Below are 19958 nucleotides of genomic sequence, written 5' to 3' on the forward strand. Positions count from 1 at the left end.
AAAACCGATTTATCAGCGCCTTTTCATACCGTTGCCGAAGCCTTTATTTTTTAGTACTTTACACGGGTAACAGTTTTTATTATGCCGCCACGATTTATGTATTCCAGAATCTTTCCAGTACTGTTTTTTTTATCCGCTATTCATCAGACAACTTTTGGGCAAGGCTGCAGTGATGCAGGGTTTTGCACGATGGGAGCCATGCGACCCAATCAAACGTTTAGTCATAAAGCTGCTGTTAAATTGCGTTCTGTAGAATTCCTTCAATATGCTGGGGTAACAAAATTTCATGATGTGATTCTTACTTCCCTTGTGGATATCAACATCGGCATAGGTAAAAGAGGTTCTGCGCAAATTAAATTGCCGTATACATGTGTCTCCGGCTCGCTAGCCAACACCAGCGGAACAGCAGACATTTCACTTGCTTATACACATGCAGTATTGGTAAAAGATACGTATCAATTACTCGGTACGCTTGGTGGGAAACTGCCAACCAACAATGCCGATAAATTAAGCAGCGACGGCCGTCCCTTGCCGATGTATTATCAGACAAGTTTAGGTACGAACGATCTGGTTGTGGGTTTGTCGTTCATTACACGGAAATGGCTGCTTGCAACAGGCTACCAGCATGCCTTCAATCAGATTGGAAATGATTTCAGATGGTCGGAATGGAACAGCAGTGCACAAAGAACAGAAGCGTTGGAATACCCGCCATCCTGGAATTTAAAACGTGGTTCGGATGTGATGTTCCGGATTGAACGTAATTTCCGCTCAACAAAATGGAATGCTTATCTGGGTTTGCTAACCATATATAGAATTACACCGGATCAGGTTTCAAAGGGTACGTCTGAAAATCGTGTTGAGGTTCCAAATACTACCGGACCGGCTATCACCGCGCTGAGCGGGGCAGGGTATCGCTTTTCAACTGCCGTTGCCTTAAAAGCAATGGTCGGTGTAAAGATCATCAATAGAGATACTAACCCTGACGGCCTCTCTCGCGAGTTTGTATCCAGCCTCAGTGTTGAAATACGTTTATAATTTTACGGTCATTCAAGAAATAGAATTATGAAAAAACAACTGTTTTTCATTGTCTTCATTATATTCCAGTTTAGAATACAGGCACAAATACTGACACAAAATCAGCTGTCTGCCGATAGTTTATTTGAGTTGGGAGAATATGCCGAAAGTATGAAAATGTATGCTGTAGAAGCAGATCTGCATAAAGATATCGAACCTGTAGCATATTATTTATACTGTGAGACTCAACGCGCAGAATGTGCGATTCGCCTCAGTGATCTGGACGAAGCGCAAGCAATTGTGCAAGCAGCATTGAAGCAGTGTCCGGCGGCACTGGTTAATTCCAAAGCGTTGCTTCAAAATGCACAGGCAAAAATCTATTACCAGAAAGGATTACTGGATCAGGCGCATGCAGAAATTATGTCTGCCATTGAATTACTTAAAGGCGGCACTTCTTTTTATTGGAGATCACCCTTATCTGAATGTTATAATACAGAAGGATTGATTGATTGGCTCCGCGGTAACGATGAAAAATCGCTGGAGTATTTAAACCAGGCACTCGAAATACGAAAAGAATTGTTTGGTGAACATACCGCACAGGTGGCAGCCGTTTATAATAACATGGGGCTGGTCTACTCCGGTATTGATTCAGATGAAGCAGTATTCTATTATGAAAATGCACTTGAAATTTATCAATCGATCTATCCGGAAAATCATCCGGCCCTTGCTGTTGCGTACAGCAACCTCGCACAGATCTACCGCAAACAGGAGGCATATAATACTGCACTGACACAATATGAAAAAGCTCTGGAAATATGGGAGCAGCGTTACCCCGGTATGCACCCAAATAAAGCTTTTGTGTATTCGGGTATGGCACAAGTGTATGAAGACAAAGGTGCGTATGACCAGGCATTAACGCAGGCGAAAAAAGCATTGGAAATATATAAACAGGAATATGGAAGACATCCGAATACTGCTGCGTGTTTTACATTGATCGGTTCAATTTTTACCGGTCAGCGGGAGTATACCAAAGCGATACATGCATTTCAATTAGCACTCATGTATAACACCGCATCGTTTACAGAAACGGGATCAAATCCTGATGTAAAAGAATATTTCGACGGACAATTGTTGCTGTCAACGTTAACACACAAAGCAATTGCACTGTCAGGAAGATCGTCTGAAAAAACATTGCGCCTGCAAGATCTGACACAAGCCTTGTCGTGCTATCAGTCCTGTGACACTTTGCTGGATCAGCTTCGGCAGACACGTACCAGCAAGAATGATAAAGTTGCGCTGGGCGCATACAGTTATGATATCTACGACAAAGCGGTTGAATTAAGTCTGTTTCTTTCACAGAATACATTCAAAAAGAAATACTATCAGCAGCTTGCATTCTATTTTGTTGAGCGCAGTAAGGCATCGGTGTTGCAGGAATCTATTTCAGAGGCAAAAGCGAAAAGTTTTGCCGGCATACCGGATTCTAAAATTGAAGAAGAAGATACGTACAAAACAACCATTACTTATCTCGAACAAAAGCTTGCAAAAGGAATCAGTGATAAAGATCAATTCAAAACTGTTTCTGCACAGCTGTTCGAAACAAAGAGGAAGTATGAAGCATTTATAACATCGCTGGAAAAAAATTATCCGGCGTATTATAATTTAAAATATAATGTACAGCCTGTAATAATGGAAGCCATTCAGGCAAAGCTTAGTGAGGGCGATTGTGTGCTGGAATATTTTGTTTCAGAAAAATCAAAAACGGTAACAACGTTTGTTCTTACAAACAAAGCCGTACGTGTATATATGGTTCCGTTGAAAGATACCTACAGCAAGTATATTTCCGGCATGCGTAATGCAATTAAGTTTGACAGTAAAGCCACATTTATAAAAACATCAACGGCACTACACAAGCAATTAATTCCTTCTCTTCCTAAGCACTGCAGCCATCTGATCATTATTCCCGATGGAAAAATGGCCGCTATTCCATTTGAAGCTTTGATAGAGAAACGCCCTAAACACGACACAAGTAGTTACGCGCAAATGGGTTTTATGATTAAAAAATATGCAACAAGTTATACCTATACAGCATCATTGTACGAAAATACGCATGAAGCAGCAAAAGTAAAAAAAGTATTATTATTTGCTCCCGTAGACTTCAGCGCTTCCAGCGATCTGAATGCATTACCCGGGACATTAGCGGAAGTGGATACATTAACAAGTCTTTGTACAAACACAGCACAGGCAGATGTATACACATATACGGCAGCTTCAAAAGCAGTTCTGGTAAGCGATTCGCTTAGTGGCTATTCAATTATACATTTGGCTACACATGGTTTGGTAGATGAAGAACAGCCGGAATTGTCCTGTATTTATACTTCCGGAACTTCCGAAGAAAATGACCGTATATATGCAGGAGATATGTATAATATGCATTTAAATGCAGCGTTGGTATCCTTGTCCGCCTGTCAGACAGGTTTAGGTAAAATTGAAAAGGGCGAAGGCATGATCGGGTTGTCCAGAGCACTGTTTTATGCAGGAGCGGATAATATTATGGTATCGTTATGGAAAGTATCCGATCTGTCAACACAAGTCTACATGCAATATTTTTACAGCATCTACCTGTCAGAAAATTTTACAACGTTTGCGGAAGCAGCGCGTATTTCTAAAATTAAATTATTGAATTCAGAAACATTTAATAGTCCTTATTATTGGGCTGCATTTATTTTAATTGGTAAATAATCTTAATCACAAAGATGCTTATGAGTTGGAATAGAAAAGATAACTGTAAAAATATTTTTTACATCGTATTGCCAGTTATAGTACATCTGTTTTCACTAACATTACTCATGGCACAGCCAGCTGCCGGGTGGTCTCATAAAAAAGAACTGTATACATGTCTGCAGCATCCAGGCGATTCAATTTACATTCATGATAGAGCAGCACTGCAGGAATTACACGGAAGTACCTGTATAAAAACAGAAGCCCGATATCATTCAGTAACAAAGCAGGGAGAGCTGATACAGATTGCTATTAAAACCAAACCATTTGTAGCGTCTGTACATCAATTGAAATTAACAGATACCAGTTATGTTGCTGCACATGGAAAAAAGAAGGCAGATAGCATACGTATCATAAATAAAATTGATGATACATACGCATATGGCATACATGGAAACAAACCTCAAACCGAATTAAGTACATTCGTAATTCTTCGAAATAATAAAATGCTTCAGTTTCCAAAACAATTTTATACAGACTTTTATAATGCTGTTTTATGTGAGCATGAACGGACAACCGAAGCATATATAACGTTGAATGAGGAATACTTATATATATACATGCATGGAGGTGATAAAGAATCATCTTATACGGTAAAATTCATTTTTGACCGGACACATTACATAACCCGTATTGTAAATACGCATCCATGCCTTCGGGATTTTGATTTTATAGATGGTTTTGGTGAATGTGAATAATAGGTATTTTACTATATTTCACAGACAGTTTAAAATGCCTACTTTTAATTTGTTTAAACCTATACAGATATGAACTGGATTGTATTGATTGTAGCCGGCTTATTTGAAGTGATCTTTGCTTTTTGCCTGGGCAAAGCAAAAGAAACAACAGGCACTACTTCTTATTTATGGTTATTGGGTTTCGCCATAACGTCTACCATAAGTATGTATCTGTTGTACCGCGCCATTCAAACATTGCCGATTGGTACGTCGTACGCAGTATGGACAGGTATTGGAGCAGTCGGTACTGTTATTGTAGGAATTCTGATCTTTAAGGAACCTGCGGAATTCTGGAGACTTTTCTTTTTAACTACATTAATCGCATCGATTGTAGGCTTGAAGTTTGTTGCACACTGATTTGTATGTAGCACATATGTAAAAAACAAAAGGCTAAGAAATTTCTTAGCCTTTTGTTTTACAGGATTTTATTGTTTTACTTTTTTAAATAAATAACGGGTAATAAAAATACCGTTGCTGTTATTGTCTGTTCCTGAATATACACCGGATGTTACCTGCTCTAATGTCCAGCCTGCATTTACCATCTGGCTTATTTTGTCTGTAGTAGCTTTATCGTTTGCACGGACGTTCCCGAAATTTATTCCGCTGATTGAAAAGAAATTTTTCATTTCTGTTTCTTCCAATGTTCCTGTAGGGGAGGTAGCAATCATCCGTGAACGGCCTGCGCCAGCAGGAATTACGGATTCAATGGTTGTTATTTGTTGAAAGTCATATTCAACAGTTGTTTTAGAGGTAAAAGAAGAAAATAATATACCCGATAAAAGTGCGCAAAACAGACCTAAGACAATCACTGCTTGTTTCATAACGTTAAGTGGTTTGAGTGTAAATGAATGATGTTGACCGTTTAAAATTAAAATTTATAAGACGTTAAGCAAATATAAAGCCAAATGAATGGGTGGATCATCGTTGAGAAAGATCGTCGAGCTTTTGCTTTTCTTTTTCACTGAGGCTGTTTATGCCTTTGCGACTTATTTTGTCGAGAATCGCATCAATTTCTTTTTGTCTGATCGCCTTTTGTTTATTGTACCTGTGATCGATTGAATCATGCGTGTCATGACTTTTGAAGAACAAATTATCAATAAGCAATGCCTGTGGTTTCAATAAAACAAACGCAATGAAAATAACTGTTGGAAGTGCAATAATGAAAATAGTAAAGGTGTTTTCTGTAAATGCTGCCGGCTGGAAGAACAATGCCGTAAGCATGCCTATAACAGCGCCTCCGAGATGCGCTTCATGCCCAATGTTATCTCTGCTGGAACGTACGCCATAGATGGTATACAGCATATACACCAGGCCGAAGAGCCAAGCAGGAAAATGTATGGGAATGAACGGAAAACCAAGCTGCATGCCGGGGAATAATGCGATGGCAGCAAACACAACACCGCTTACCGCTCCGGATGCTCCAACGGCCGTATAATCGCCGTGGTTTCTATGTACGAATAACGAAAACAATGAACCGCCGGTTAAGCTTGCGAAATAAATAATAAGAAAAGGAAGGAGCCCCACATACAATTCCAGGCTGCTGCTGAAGGCATACAGCGTGTACATGTTCAGGATAAAGTGTGTCCACCCTATATGCAGAAACCCGGAGCTGATGATCCGTTTATATTGCTTTTGAATAAGAATTTTATCGACATCAAACTTGTAAGCGTCAAAAAAAGAATGATCTTTTAATCCCCTGTATGTGAAAAAAAGATTGATAAGGAATAAGAGTACAGAGATAATGCCTGCGTCATTCATTGCTTAATTAATAGGTAATCAGATGTTATTGTTTTAAAGCCTAAGACTTAATTCAGCAGTACGATCGATACCAGTACGATATAGCCAATGCCCAAGCCTGTACTGAGTTTGCGGATGTCAATATTTTTCACTTCTTCCGGCTCATAGATTGCATTTACCAGAATAACAATCATAAAGTTCAGCAGTACAACTATAAACGTGAGCCAGAACAGATAATCGGCCTTGGTTAGATTATCTGCTGAAGGTGTTGACGCGGAAAAAGAAATAGAGAACGCAACGATTGACATGAATACACCGATGCTGACTTCCCCTAAATTTTCAAAACTGATATCTTTAATGAATAATAAACTTATAGAAATTAAACCGATAAGTACCAGCGGCAATACAATTTCAAGTAAAGGTGTTGTTTGTTTGCGTTCTACATTCAAACGGAAATAAATATTTTTAAATTCGTAGAGCTTTTCTTCTTCCATGTCCGGATCCCCGTACATCCCTAAGTTGATTTCATTATCAACCGTTACATAATATTTCAGTTTATTCCATTCTGTAATTTTAAACTTATCAATTTTAGTAGAATCCATATCAAAACTTTTCTGATCAAAGGATACTTTCAATTTTGTAGCCGGACTTAAAATTTCTGCACGAACAAAAATTTCCTGTGCATCAAACGGATATTTTTCCAGCTCATAATTCACATAAAAAATACCGGATACTTTATAGAGTTTATAAATGGTACTGCCGTCCGTTTTTTCAAAAATCAATTCTTTCGAACTTTCATTCTGTTTCATGTTTTGAAAAATGATGTATTTTTCTGCATCCCGGTTATTGGAATCCAGTTTGATCCAATAATAAAAATCAGAGGTGAATGAATTTTCATCCATGTTGATATTATAGATATCTGAAATTTCCATTCCAAAAAATAAATTCGGAATCACTTCGCGGTATTCATTAAGCTGCAGCGGGCATGAGTGAAACCGTCCGCCGGCATATTGGGTGAAAAATAATTCAGGCACTAGATTCAGAATACTGTCGAATTGATAGATCTCATCCTGCTCACGAACAATCTGATTAGGCAGTGTGCGAAAATAATTATTGAAATCTTTTTTAGAAAGCGTTGTTGTATCTCCGGAGTGGTCAAACTTATTACGAAGCATTTCAACGGCATCGTAACAACGTTCAACAAAAAAAGGATGATTGGCATTTTGAAAGTAATCCGGATGTGCGGTTTTTAATTCAGCAATGTCGTTGTACAAGGATTTAGTTAACGCATCTGTCGGGTTACTGATAATGATCAGGTCATTGTCGTTATGTACGCCAAATTTTTGAAGATTGCTGGCATTAACAATATAGGCGTGCCCCAACAAATGAATTTTTGTAAAACGTTTGTTCAGGTAATTGATCAGTTTGTTGCCGATATCTGCATGTACACTTAATACAAGCAAGGTGTTTTCTTCGGATGGATTTTGTTTGAAATACTGTTCAAGTTCGGTATATAAGCGGATCGAATCCGCAGGTGTATGCGGTTTACCTTTTACGGAAAATAATTTATTGATTGTAATGTTACCTTCTTTGAATGCTTTCAGATACGTGTTATGTAAACCATAATCTTCTTCACTGATAAAATTTACTTTAGTTGTATGAAGCACTTTGGTGATGTAGGCAACCATGTCATGTGGAACATTATCCTGACTGCCGGTGAAGATGGCACTGGTGCCAAAATCAAATTCATTGCGATCAGCGTTAATGGCTATTACAGGTATATTATTTTCACGGATCGTAGCGGCACATTTACTGATGTGCTCCCCCCAGGTATTATCAATCACAGCAACAATGTCCGGATCTTGGGCAATGACCTGGTAAATAGAATCACTTATTGTGCCATTTTTTCTGCAGTCAAATACTTTTAATTGCAGGTCGGTATAAGGCAGATCTAATTCCTTTAAATATTTTTTTAATGTTACCTCGTGCATGAGGTCAAATTTATTCAGCGGCTGGCGCGAACACGGAACCGTGTCGGCCTGGTTGGTATAACGACCGACATAAGCAACATATTTAACTTGTTTCTTTTTTTCAAACAACCCTTCTTTGTTAAAAATATAATAGGCTACACTGATACAAAGAATGACAGTGAACGCAATTAAAATGTTTTTTGAGGTGAAAAAAAATTTCATCGAAGATTATGTTTTTGTTAAACAAATGAATCCCAATATTGATGTATCGTATACTAAATAAATTTGAGAAAAGAATCAGGGTGTTTTGATTTTAGTACACGATATTTTTTACATACAGGGTAAAGTATAAGTAAAATACCAAGCCAGATAAGGTATACAACAGGGAGTGAATAGCCAAAATGATTGGTAAGTGTATAGATATTCATGTTGTCCATGGCAAGCGTTAAATTTTGATGGTTTGTTGCCATTGCCAGTAAAACAGCCAGAATATGGATCACATAAATATGTATGATGTAAAAGAACATGGATACTTTTCCGAAAAGGGCCAGGTAACCGTAAGGTTTAAACGTATACAATTCAATTTTGGTTAAGATATAAAAAAGTGCTGATAATGTAATCAGCGTATAATTCAGCGACATGGGATATTTGGTTACATTAAAAAAGCTGAATACGGTACGGTAGACATATTGGTTAGGCATCCATGGGGCGGGGTCTCCATACATATTAACCAGGCGTATGCTGATAAACGCTAATAATAACACAAGCGATAAGCGTTTAAATAAGGTAATTCGCTCTTCTTTGGTGTCGTCGGTGAACAAATGTCCCATCGTATAACCCAGACAGATTAAGCCAAACATGGGCAGTACAGGGTACAGCACATTTATATAGACCTGCTGGTTTAGTGTGACGGTACCTGTCTGGTGCAGGATGTGCCAGATCAAAGAGGTCCATCCCGTGTCAGATGTCTGTATCGTATCCAGCAAATTATGGCCTGCAAGAATTACCAGCGCGGTAATAAATACGAACGCTTGCGGAAGCCAGAGCATGAGTCCAAGCAGAATCATACTGAGCCCAAGCGCCCAGATAACCAATAAGCCAAAGGAAGAGAAATCGGTATTGAAGTGCCATCCGATTTTTACAATAGTAAGCTCAAGGAGGATTAAAATAATGCCGCGGCTGAATAGATACGCAGAAGTTTTTTGCGGACCGTTTTTCTTAAAATACATATAGGCAGAAACGCCCGATAACCATACAAACCCAGGAGCACAAAGATGCGTGATCCAGCGGGTAGCAAATAATGCAACCGTTGTTTTTTCAGGATCGGTAGCAGAAAAGGCAAACGCGTCTAATAAGAAGAAATCCCGTACATGGTCTAAGGCCATCAGAACAATAAGAAAACCACGAAGTATGTCAATCGCTTGAATTCTGTTGTCTGCGGGAAAAGGTGGGGTAAGCGTATTGGTATTACTCACTGTCGGATGTTGAATCGGGTGGGGTATAGGCTTGGGCCGGAATGCTGATGTACAGGTGCAGAACCTTTTGTTTATTTTTGGCTAAGTCGAATTCAATGACACCGCTGCTTGTCTTGCGATCGTCAATAGCGGTAAACCCTTTAAATAAAATAAATTCAACGGCATCGTTTGTTGAATTGCAGGCGTAGGGCTGTGCTATGCTGCCGTTCCCGCTAAGCTTAATTACATTGCATAAAACAATGTAGCGTTTGCGGTGAAAGGATTCTCCTTCGTTAAAGCCTAACTGTGCGCAGGCATATGCTTTTTCAAAATGAGCAGCAATACTTACCGGATTTAGACGCAGGATACTGTCTGCAAGATCAATTACCTGTTTGTACTGCCCTGATCTGCTAAGCGGCTTAAGCAGGTTCTCGTTAAATTCAATGTCTTTTGAATAATAGACTGCAGTAGTCTGGTATCCATAATAGATCAATTGAAAATCTTCAATGCTTAATGTTGTGTCGGATGTTTCGAAACGTCCGGTCAGTGTTGCATAGCCGCCCTTTTGCGCAAGCAGTTCAGGCAGGTGTGCAGGATCTATCTGTGCCTGTACAGTAAGCGTTAGCAGCAGCAATATAAAGCCGATAACCGATCTGAACATTACTGGATATTTTTAATAATCTCTACACCAACAGAACCGATTCCTGACAAGGTATCTTTCCGCATGGTTTGCTCCAGACGGATGGTATACTTGCCTGCTTTTGGAAAGCGCTGCATGCTGTCTGAAAGAATTTTGTAATCGAAGAAATTACCGAAGCCTGCACCGTAAGGCTCTCCGGTAGAAGCGTGAAACAGATCCATGCCTTGCAGTTTCTTTGAAATCATATTACCGTTTTCATCCAGTAGAATTCGGTTAACCCATAAATTGTAATACGGGTAATCGTTGTTGTAGCGGATCTGATAGAAAAGTTTATATGAGGCCGATACATCTGTTATCTCAAACGGAAAATCCATTTTTGTGGTTTGCGTCCAGTTGGTTTCAGGCGTATCAATTTTTGCCTCTGTAACGATTGCTGAATCTGTGCAGGAAAACAGCACAGCGCCTATAAATAATAAGCCTGCTTGAACAAACAATTTCATATTAGTTATTGGAGTTGTTTGGTGAACTTTCTTCTCCCGGGTTTTGATTATTCTGTCTTGGAGGGAAGTTGCCCGAAGGTTTTTTAATCAATTGGTGCTTATTTCCGCCCGTTGATTGATTGTCCTGCTGAGGCTTCTTCGGTTCTTTATGTTGTTGGCCCTGTGGTTTGGGATTTGTATGCTGCTGTTGGTTCCCTTGTCTTGGCGTGCGGTCACGGTCAGGCTGGTTCGGCTGCTGCTTTTTTGGATTCGGCTGCTGCTGATTTGACTGCGGTGTGTTTTGCTGGTTAACGCGCTGCGGACGGTTAGAATTATTGTTGGGCTGTTTACTGCCTTCCCTGTTTTTGTTTTCGTTACGCGGAGCTTCTTTCCGCACCTCCTGCTGATTCGGAGAAATACGTTGCGGTCTGTTTGAATTGTTTTGATTTTCGTTGCGTGGTTCAGCAGCTTGTTGCGGCTTTTCACTTCTTGGCACCTGCTGATTCTGGCTCACACGCTGAATGTTCACCGCAGGACGCTGTGCGCGTTCAGTACGGTCTGAAGCATCGTCACCGGAACGTTTCTTTTTACGTTTTTTATTTTTCGATTTGAATTTATCATCAAAGCGTGAAAGTTCTTCTTTCTCACGGATCATAATACGATCGTCTTTGATTATCTCCTCGTTCGATTCTAACGTTGCAGGTGTTTTGCCTGCCTTATTCATTTCTATAATTTCAATAACACGTTCAACCTGCAACGGGAACCAGGTAGTCTCGTCCTGGAAACCGAACCACATAATACGTTTGAAGATGTCTGTTTTCTGAAGCGTTGCATTCCCCATCGCGGTTTTAAGCGGAACCTCAACTTCAGGAATTCCTTTTAATGCATTCAGATACGTATCCAGCTCATAGTTTAAACAGCACTTCAGGCGGCCGCACTGGCCTGAAAGCTTGGATGGGTTTAACGATAAATTCTGATAACGCGCAGCAGATGTATTCACGTTTTTAAAATCTGTCAGCCAGGTTGAGCAGCAAAGTTCCCGTCCGCACGAACCGATGCCGCCTAAACGAGCTGCTTCATGGCGCAGGCTGATCTGTTTCATTTCAATACGCACCTTGAATTCACCGGCCAGCATTTTAATCAGCTCCCGGAAATCAACACGGTCTTCCGCAGAATAATAAAAAGTAACTTTTGTATTGTCTGCCTGAAATTCCACATCAGATAATTTCATACCTAATTTCTGATCAACAATTATTTCACGCGTACGGTATAAAGAACTTGCTTCGCGGTTTTTCGCCTGTTCAAATTTCTCCAGATCTTTTTGCGTTGCTTTACGGTAAATGGCCTTAATATCATCGTTATTCAGCACATTCTTCTTTTTCATTTGCAGGCGTACAATTTCACCCTGCATAGAAACATAGCCGATATGGTGCCCGGATTGTACTTCTACAACAATAGGGTCCCCGGCATATAACTCTAACGATTTTGTATTCCTGAAAAATTCTTTTCTCCCGTTTTTAAAACGTACTTCAATAATATCAAATGCTGGAAGGGCATCGAGTTCCATATTCCCCAGCCAGTCAAAAGAATTTAATTTGTTGCAACCACCAGAAGAACATCCGCCTGAACTGCATCCTCCTGATTTTGTGCTGCAGCCACCACCGGTGCCGCAACTGCCTGAACTACAAGACATATATATGTTGTTATTCCGAATTCTAAACTAAAATACCATAATGTCCGCCCCATTCGGGTGGGGTACGACTATTCATCCTAAAGATACACAAACAATAGGTAATTTGGGAATATATTGTTGCTATAATGAAAAACTATACTTGATAAATACTACAACTAAAAAGTGTCCAAAAATAACTTAAAGGCTCCTTTTAATAAATTAAAAAAGCGAAAAAACCCGCATGAAGGCTAATTACCTATAATCTGAAGACTTGTAAGGCAGAAATATTGTCTGTATTCATTGAGTTTAGGTTCGAAATACTCCTTGGTTTTATAAGATACAGATACAAGTTTACCGGTTAACGAAGTGTATATAGCTGGCAGGTCTTTCTCGCATTGAATAAATTCCAGCCAATAGAAGGTAGTTGTTTTACCCATTTCATCTTTTATATTGAAAGTAACAAAACCATTCGTTTCTATTCTTGTGATTACTCCGGTAAACGTATTTGTTGCAGCCATATTTGCCGGCTTGCTTTTTTGGACTGTTTCCTGCTGAAGATTTAATATCACATCCGGACATTTACCGGCAACTTTCACGCCTACTAATCGACCCAAGCGTTCGCCTGTTGGGCCATCCATTTGGTCCAGATCAATATTATACTCTTTTTTAAGCTGTTTTTTATAGGGTTCAGCCGCATCAATCATGCATAAGCCAAATTTTAAATTTCTTTGATCGGATGATAGGCTATCCGATATACTGGACATGCTAGAAAAGCAATCACATGTCTGTATAGCAATTTTATCCAGATAGTCTTGTGAAAAGGCTGCAATGCTAAAGAAAAAGAATGTAACGAAAATTAAATTTTTCATGAAAGCAGAGATTAAAATGAATCAGATAAAAGGTATAAATAGTATAGCGTTCTTTAAACGAAGAAAAACGTTTTACATGAAATACCAATGAGTGAAAAATGAAAAGCTCTGTAAGGCAATTTGTCTGAACAGAACTTTTCATAACGTAACATATTTATTGTGGCGAAACTTAAATGTTTACTAAATCCAGCCCGATATCTCTGCGGTAGTTTTTACCTTCCCATTGAATAGCCGCTGCTGCTTTGTTTGATTTTTCGAGCGCTTCCGGAATGCTGTTACCAAAACCTGTAACGGCAATGACACGTCCGCCGTTTGTTACGATCTTGCCGTCTGCATTTTTTGTTCCGGCATGGAAAACCGTTACATCACGCACATCTTCCAGTTTTGTAATTTCCTGTCCTTTTGCATAATCTCCCGGATAACCACCTGCCACAAGCATAACAGTTGTTGCCGTTCTCGGATCAATCGATAGTTTTATTTCGTTTAATTTATTTTCAGCAGTAGCCACAAACAAATCAACAATATCATTCTGAATACGCGGGAACACAACTTCTGTTTCCGGATCACCCATACGTGCGTTGTACTCAATCACAAACGGCTCACCGTTATCGCTCATAAGACCAATAAAAATAAAGCCTTTGTAACGGATACCTTCTTTTTTCAAACCATTGATCGTTGGTATGATGACTCTGTCTTCAACTTTTTTTATGAATGTGGCGTCTGCGAAAGGAACAGGAGATACAGCACCCATACCGCCTGTGTTTGGTCCGGTATCTTTTTCGCCGATACGCTTATAATCTTTTGCTTCAGGAAGAATAACATAATGCTCTCCATCTGTCAATACAAAAACAGAAGCTTCTATTCCTTTTAAGAATTGTTCGATAACAACTTTAGCACTTGCTTCACCGAATAATTTATCAGCAAGCATTTCTTTCAGCGTACGTTTAGCGGTTGTCAGATCTTCGGCAATGATCACGCCTTTACCTGCAGCTAAGCCATCTGCTTTTAATACGATTGGCAATGCTTGTGTTTCTAAATACGTTAACCCTTCTTCCAGCTGTGCTTCAGTAAACGTGCGCGAAGCGGCGGTTGGTATACCGTATTTCTGCATGAAATTTTTAGAAAAATCTTTGCTGCCTTCTAACTGTGCACCTATTTTATCCGGCCCGATAACGGGGATGTGTTTAATGCTCTCGGTAGCCTGAAAGTAATTTACAATCCCTGCAACCAAAGGGGCTTCAGGACCAACAATTACCAGATTGATATTGTTTTTAATACACGCACTTTCTATGCCTTTAAAATCTGTAACATCTATCGCTAAGTTGGTTGCAATTTGTTCTGTGCCGGCATTGCCTGGGGCAACGTACAGATTGGAACACTTTGGTGATTGTTTTAATTTCCAGGCAAATGTATGTTCTCTTCCGCCCGAACCGATGATTAAAATATTCATGAATAGTAGGTGTAAATTAACGGCAGCAAATATAGGTATAATTGCGCAGGGGATAAAATTATACCGCTGAAGCAGGCTCGGCAAGCAATAAAAAACGCCAAAGAGATTATCTTTGGCGTTCTATAATAAGCATTGAAATCAATTAATTGGCAATTTCAGATAAGAATTTCAGGCGCATAAAACGAACCTCTTCTTCCGTAAAATCCGGACCAAGCACTTCTAAGGCAACATGCACATTGTCATTTTCTGCATGCATAAAATAGTCATATATTTCATCCTGCTTGTCTTCATCAATGCAGTCATCGATATAATAATCCAGATTTAATTTTGTGCCGGAATAACAGATGTGCTCCATTTCCTGAAGCAGCTCTGTCATGGTTATTTTCTTAGCATGGGCAATTTCTTCCAGATCAACTTTACGGTCTACCTGCTGAATAACGTAGATCTTTATTTTTGATTTATCTACAGATGATTTTACAATAACATCTTTGGCAGAAACAATATCGTGTTCGTTTACATATTTCAGAATCTGCTCAATAAATGGTTTCCCGAATTTAGTTGCTTTACCTTTACCTACACCTACAATATTGCTTAGTTCTTCCGTATCAACCGGGTACACCGTTGCCATCTCCTGCAGTGACGGGTCCTGAAAGACAACATACGGCGGTACGTTGCGCTCTTTAGCAACCTGCTTGCGTAAGGCCTTTAGGATATTAAACAGCTCTTCATCAAACGCATTTTTCGATGTTGCAATTTCATCTTCTTCTGCAACTTCTTCTTTATCAAAATTATGATCTTTTGAAAAAGAGATCAATGTTGGATTTTTTAAGAAGGCTTCTCCTTTTTCTGAAATTGAAACGATGCTGTAGTTATCAATATCTTTTGAAAGAAGGCCGATCAATAAGGATTGTCTGAAAATGGAATTCCAGAAAGATAAACTTTCATAATCGCCCTTACCATACACAGGAAGGCTTGTATGCTTGTAGCTCAGTGAGTATTCGTTTTCTATACCGCAAAGAATCGTACCCAGGTGATTAATGCTGAAACGTGCTTGTGTCTGCTTTACAGCTTCCAGCGCCAGCTTAATATGTGCCTGTGCTTCAAATGTTTCTTTTTTGTTTTTGCAGTTGTCGCAAAAACCGCAATCATCTGCCAGGTTTTCACCGAAATAAAACAACAGCTGTTTTCTTCTGCACACAGATGATTCTGCGTACGAAGACATTTCGTTCAACAGCTGACGTGCATTTTCGCGCTCCGTTACCGTTTTATCTTTATTAAACTTTTCCAGTTTAATGATGTCATTCATGCTGTAGAACATCAGGCAGTGGCCTTCGTTTCCATCGCGGCCGGCACGCCCTGTTTCCTGATAATATCCTTCTAACGATTTAGGTGTATCGTAATGCACAACAAAACGCACATCGGGTTTGTCAATACCCATACCAAAGGCAATGGTAGCAACAATTACATCCGCATCTTCATTTAGAAAAGCATCCTGGTTTCCCATACGTACGGCAGGTTCCAGCCCAGCGTGGTAGGGCAATGCTTTTACATCGTTTACACGAAGCAGTTCCGCTATTTCCTCAACCTTTTTACGGCTCAGGCAATAAATAATGCCGGATTGTCCTTTGCGTGCCTTAATGAATTTTATTAATTTCTTTTTAGTATCGCCTTTAGGCCTTACTTCATAAAATAAATTTTCTCTGTTGAACGAAGACTTAAACAAAACAGCATCATCCATCTGTAAGTTCTTCTGTATATCAAGCTGTACCTTAGGCGTAGCTGTTGCTGTGAGAGCAATGATTGGAATATTGTTATTAATGCTCTCAATGATGCTGTGAATTTTTCTGTATTCAGGTCTGAAATCATGACCCCATTCAGAAATACAATGGGCTTCATCAATAGCAACAAAAGAAATAGCAGCTTTCTTTAAGAAAAGAATATTATCTTCTTTTGTTAAAGATTCAGGGGCAACATAGAGTAATTTGATTTCGCCGTTAAGCGTCTCTTTTTTTACACGGTTTATTTCCGCTTTCGTTAATGTAGAGTTTAAAAACTGTGCGTTTACACCAAAAGCATTTAATTGGTCTACCTGATTTTTCATCAAGGCAATCAACGGTGAAATAACGATAGCCACACCCGGCAAACTGATGGCCGGCAACTGATAGCATAATGATTTCCCCGCCCCCGTAGGCATGATAACAAAAGTGTCTTTACCACTTAAAACATTGTTGATAATTTCTTCTTGTTCCCCTCTAAACCTGTCATAACCAAAGACAGATTTTAGCTTATTTATGACTTCCACGTCTGTTTCTACTAACATAATGATTACGGAATACCTATGTTACAAAGAGAAATTCTTATATTTGAGTTTAACATGAGTAAAAAACTCTCATAAAATATTCATTAAATTGAAGTTAACAAAAAATATCGTATCCATTGTAACAGATGTAATATTAAATGAATCTGAAGCAATAAAAAATCTGGTCAATCATATTAATGATGATTTTCAGCATATTATTGACGCAATCCTGTCATGTAAGGGAAGAGTTGTAATTACTGGCATCGGTAAAAGTGCCATCATCGGCAATAAGATAGTAGCAACCCTGAATTCAACCGGTACACCTGCTTTATTCATGCATGCTGCAGATGCCATACACGGTGATTTAGGAATGATCCAGGGTGGTGATGTGGTAATTTGTATTTCCAAAAGCGGAAATACACCAGAAATCAAAGTTTTAGTACCATTGATAAAAAACAGAGGCACCATTTTGATTGGAATGGTAGGGAATGTAGATTCATACCTGGCAGTACAATCTGATTATGTGTTAAACGTTACTGTAGAGCGTGAGGCTTGCCCCAATAACCTTGCTCCTACAACCAGTACTACGGCTACGCTTGTAATGGGTGATGCGTTGGCGGTTGCTTTATTGGAATGCAGAAATTTCAGCAGTGAAGATTTTGCTCAGCTGCACCCGGGCGGCGCATTAGGAAAACAATTGTATTTACGCGTAAATGACGTCTACACTGCAAATGAAAAACCAATGGTAGCACCGGATGCAACGGTTAAGGATGTTATTCTTGAAATTTCATCCAAACGTTTAGGTGCTGCAGCTGTTGTAGATTCGGCAGGAATTTTGCAAGGTATTATTACAGATGGAGATTTGAGAAGAATGTTAAATGCACATGATTCATTCAAACAGTTATGTGCAGCTGATATTATGACCAAAGCACCCAAGACAATTGACGCAGATGAATTTGCAGCTTCTGCCATGCTGCTTATGCAGTCTAAAAATATTACACAGTTGATTGTTATGAAAAATGAAAATTTTGCTGGATTTATTCATATACATGATTTATTAAAAGAAGGAATTGTTTAACTTACTATTAGTCATTAGTCTCGATAAAATATAATTATTATGAAAAGCACCTTAGTAGCATTACTTGTATGCATATCTTATTCAACGTTTGCTCAGCTTTCGGACGCAGATCTTAACCGGTTGAAATATAAGACAGACAGCGCAGCATCTTTATTGCATGCAAAATTAATTGACAAAAAAGAAACGGTCCTTAGAACCACGTTTATCGTAGATACATTTAAAATTGAAAAATTGCTTCAGTTAAAGCTGACTGCTGATACGTCTCAGGCAGAGCTCGTTACAGCAATTGTTGATTCTGAAATAGAATATGATATTTTAATGAATAAATATTATAAAGCATTATTAGGCTTGCACGATGATGAAGGAAAAAAATTGTTAACTGCAGCGCAAAAAAAATGGCTTAAGTACCGTGATGAAGAAATTGTCATGACTGAAAAATTTTATAATGAGCAACATATCGGTGATGCAAAAACAAAAGAGATTGCCAAAGCAAGAGAACATCTGGAGTTAACCAAAGCCCGCGTGATTGAATTGTTTAAACACATCGAAGAGAATTCGAAAAATAAATAACGCATCAGATCTTTTTATAATTAAACACTTAACGTTTGGTTAAGTATTACCTACAACATGGATATAAATAATTATGCCGTAATAATGGCAGGGGGGATAGGAAGCAGGTTCTGGCCGTTTAGCCGGACAAAATATCCGAAACAGTTTCACGATGTACTTGGTACCGGTGCTACCCTTATTCAGCAGACGGTAAACAGATTTAAAAATATTTGTCCGCCGGAAAATATCATTATTGTTACAAATAAGGATTATGTTGGCTTAGTAAAAGAGCAATTACCCTTTTTACAGGATCACCAGATTCTTGCTGAACCTATTGGCAGAAACACAGCCCCATGTCTGGCATATGCTTCTTATAAAATATTGCAGCGTGATAAAAATGCAAATATTGTTGTTGCTCCATCTGATCACATTATTCTGCAGGAAAAAGAGTTTGAAAATGTAATAGTTGAAGCACTTCAGGCTACAGAGCAGGCTGATATTCTTATAACATTGGGAATGAAGCCAACACGCCCTGATACAGGTTATGGATATATTCAGTATATCGATGAGAAAAAACTCCGTATTAAAAAGGTAAAAACATTTACTGAAAAACCGGCGCTTGAACTGGCTATTAAATTTATTGAAAGCGGTGAGTTTGTCTGGAATGCAGGGATCTTCATATTCAATGCACAGACAATTGTAGACGCCATTAAAAAACACTTGCCTGAAATGGACGAGGTGTTTACGGAAGGGAGCGGATTATACTGGACGGATAAAGAAAATGATTTCATTAATAAGGCATATTCCCGTTGCGGCAATATTTCTATTGATTATGGGATCATGGAAAAATCAGACAATGTGTATGTAATGCTGGCCGATTTCGGTTGGTCTGATTTAGGTACATGGAAATCATTGTTTGAAAATATGCCTAAGAATGATGATGGAAATGTAATAGACGGTAATGTACTTACGTATGATGCTAAAGATACTATTATAAAAACACCTAAAAATAAACTTGTAGTTGTTGAAGGCCTGGAAGGCTATATTGTAGCGGAGTTTGACGATGTACTGATGATCTGCCGCAAGGAGAATGAGCAACGTGTGAAAGATTTTGTTTCAGATGTAAAAGCAACACAGGATAAACGGTTCGTGTAAGACTGTTTATTCTTTCTGTAAAATAAAAAAACCATTCCGATCGGAATGGTTTTTTTATTGGGTGTATATTAAAT

The 19958-nt window shown here is 38.9% G+C and carries 17 protein-coding genes; 7 read left to right on the top strand and 10 right to left on the bottom strand.

Features of this window, described 5'->3' with window-relative positions; translation table 11 throughout:
- Positions 1 to 81 precede the first annotated feature (81 nt).
- From CHU_RS01455 to CHU_RS01470, 4 genes are all read left to right on the top strand, one after another.
- Positions 82 to 1035: a hypothetical protein gene (locus tag CHU_RS01455; protein ID WP_011583689.1), complete on the top strand. Its 954-nt coding sequence runs from the start codon at positions 82 to 84 to the stop codon at positions 1033 to 1035.
- Between the two features lie 27 nt (positions 1036 to 1062).
- Positions 1063 to 3756, top strand: coding sequence for a CHAT domain-containing protein (locus CHU_RS01460; protein WP_041932121.1), 2694 nt, complete (start codon positions 1063 to 1065; stop codon positions 3754 to 3756).
- A 20-nt stretch (positions 3757 to 3776) separates the two neighbouring features.
- Entirely contained in the window at positions 3777 to 4493 is a 717-nt protein-coding gene (locus CHU_RS01465; RefSeq protein ID WP_143143947.1) for a hypothetical protein, read from the top strand.
- Between the two features lie 69 nt (positions 4494 to 4562).
- Positions 4563 to 4889 (top strand): DMT family transporter, encoded by a 327-nt coding sequence (locus CHU_RS01470; RefSeq protein WP_011583692.1) that lies wholly within the window; start codon positions 4563 to 4565, stop codon positions 4887 to 4889.
- Positions 4890 to 4957: 68 nt separating this feature from the next.
- Here the strand turns inward: CHU_RS01470 and CHU_RS01475 are convergent, their stop codons facing one another.
- The 10 genes from CHU_RS01475 to recQ all read right to left on the bottom strand — a co-directional run bounded on the left by CHU_RS01475 (position 4958) and on the right by recQ (position 17123).
- On the bottom strand, positions 4958 to 5353 hold the full coding sequence (locus tag CHU_RS01475; protein WP_011583693.1) for a hypothetical protein: 396 nt from the start codon (positions 5351 to 5353) through the stop codon (positions 4958 to 4960).
- Positions 5354 to 5450: 97 nt separating this feature from the next.
- Positions 5451 to 6290 carry a rhomboid family intramembrane serine protease gene (locus CHU_RS01480; protein ID WP_011583694.1) on the bottom strand — a complete coding sequence of 280 codons (840 nt, stop codon included), beginning with the start codon at positions 6288 to 6290 and terminating at the stop codon, positions 5451 to 5453.
- 47 nt (positions 6291 to 6337) lie between these two features.
- Complete coding sequence (locus tag CHU_RS01485; protein WP_011583695.1) at positions 6338 to 8461, bottom strand: hypothetical protein; 2124 nt, start codon at positions 8459 to 8461, stop codon at positions 6338 to 6340.
- Positions 8462 to 8514: 53 nt separating this feature from the next.
- Positions 8515 to 9714: a DUF1624 domain-containing protein gene (locus tag CHU_RS01490; RefSeq protein ID WP_011583696.1), complete on the bottom strand. Its 1200-nt coding sequence runs from the start codon at positions 9712 to 9714 to the stop codon at positions 8515 to 8517.
- Positions 9707 to 10354 carry a DUF4919 domain-containing protein gene (locus CHU_RS01495; protein WP_011583697.1) on the bottom strand — a complete coding sequence of 216 codons (648 nt, stop codon included), beginning with the start codon at positions 10352 to 10354 and terminating at the stop codon, positions 9707 to 9709. Before CHU_RS01495 ends, CHU_RS01490 begins: the two co-directional genes overlap by 8 nt.
- On the bottom strand, positions 10354 to 10833 hold the full coding sequence (gene gldH / locus CHU_RS01500; RefSeq protein ID WP_011583698.1) for a gliding motility lipoprotein GldH: 480 nt from the start codon (positions 10831 to 10833) through the stop codon (positions 10354 to 10356). The genes CHU_RS01495 and gldH overlap by 1 nt, the downstream gene beginning before the upstream one ends.
- Position 10834: 1 nt before the next feature.
- Positions 10835 to 12505, bottom strand: coding sequence for a PSP1 domain-containing protein (gene ricT, locus CHU_RS01505; protein ID WP_041932122.1), 1671 nt, complete (start codon positions 12503 to 12505; stop codon positions 10835 to 10837).
- 227 nt (positions 12506 to 12732) lie between these two features.
- Positions 12733 to 13353: a hypothetical protein gene (locus CHU_RS01510; protein WP_011583701.1), complete on the bottom strand. Its 621-nt coding sequence runs from the start codon at positions 13351 to 13353 to the stop codon at positions 12733 to 12735.
- Between the two features lie 169 nt (positions 13354 to 13522).
- On the bottom strand, positions 13523 to 14803 hold the full coding sequence (gene purD, locus CHU_RS01515; protein WP_011583703.1) for a phosphoribosylamine--glycine ligase: 1281 nt from the start codon (positions 14801 to 14803) through the stop codon (positions 13523 to 13525).
- A gap of 142 nt (positions 14804 to 14945) precedes the next feature.
- Complete coding sequence (gene recQ, locus CHU_RS01520; protein WP_011583704.1) at positions 14946 to 17123, bottom strand: DNA helicase RecQ; 2178 nt, start codon at positions 17121 to 17123, stop codon at positions 14946 to 14948.
- Between the two features lie 88 nt (positions 17124 to 17211).
- Between recQ and CHU_RS01525 the strand changes: the two genes are divergently transcribed.
- From CHU_RS01525 to CHU_RS01535, 3 genes are read left to right on the top strand one after another with little or no spacing between them, the layout of a single operon-like run.
- Positions 17212 to 18180 (top strand): KpsF/GutQ family sugar-phosphate isomerase, encoded by a 969-nt coding sequence (locus tag CHU_RS01525; RefSeq protein WP_011583705.1) that lies wholly within the window; start codon positions 17212 to 17214, stop codon positions 18178 to 18180.
- Positions 18181 to 18219: 39 nt separating this feature from the next.
- On the top strand, positions 18220 to 18750 hold the full coding sequence (locus tag CHU_RS01530; RefSeq protein ID WP_011583706.1) for a lysozyme inhibitor LprI family protein: 531 nt from the start codon (positions 18220 to 18222) through the stop codon (positions 18748 to 18750).
- Positions 18751 to 18807: 57 nt separating this feature from the next.
- Entirely contained in the window at positions 18808 to 19884 is a 1077-nt protein-coding gene (locus CHU_RS01535) for a mannose-1-phosphate guanylyltransferase (protein ID WP_011583707.1), read from the top strand.
- Positions 19885 to 19958: the final 74 nt, after the last annotated feature.

It is taken from the genome of Cytophaga hutchinsonii ATCC 33406, assembly GCF_000014145.1.
In the GTDB taxonomy this organism is placed as follows: domain Bacteria; phylum Bacteroidota; class Bacteroidia; order Cytophagales; family Cytophagaceae; genus Cytophaga; species Cytophaga hutchinsonii.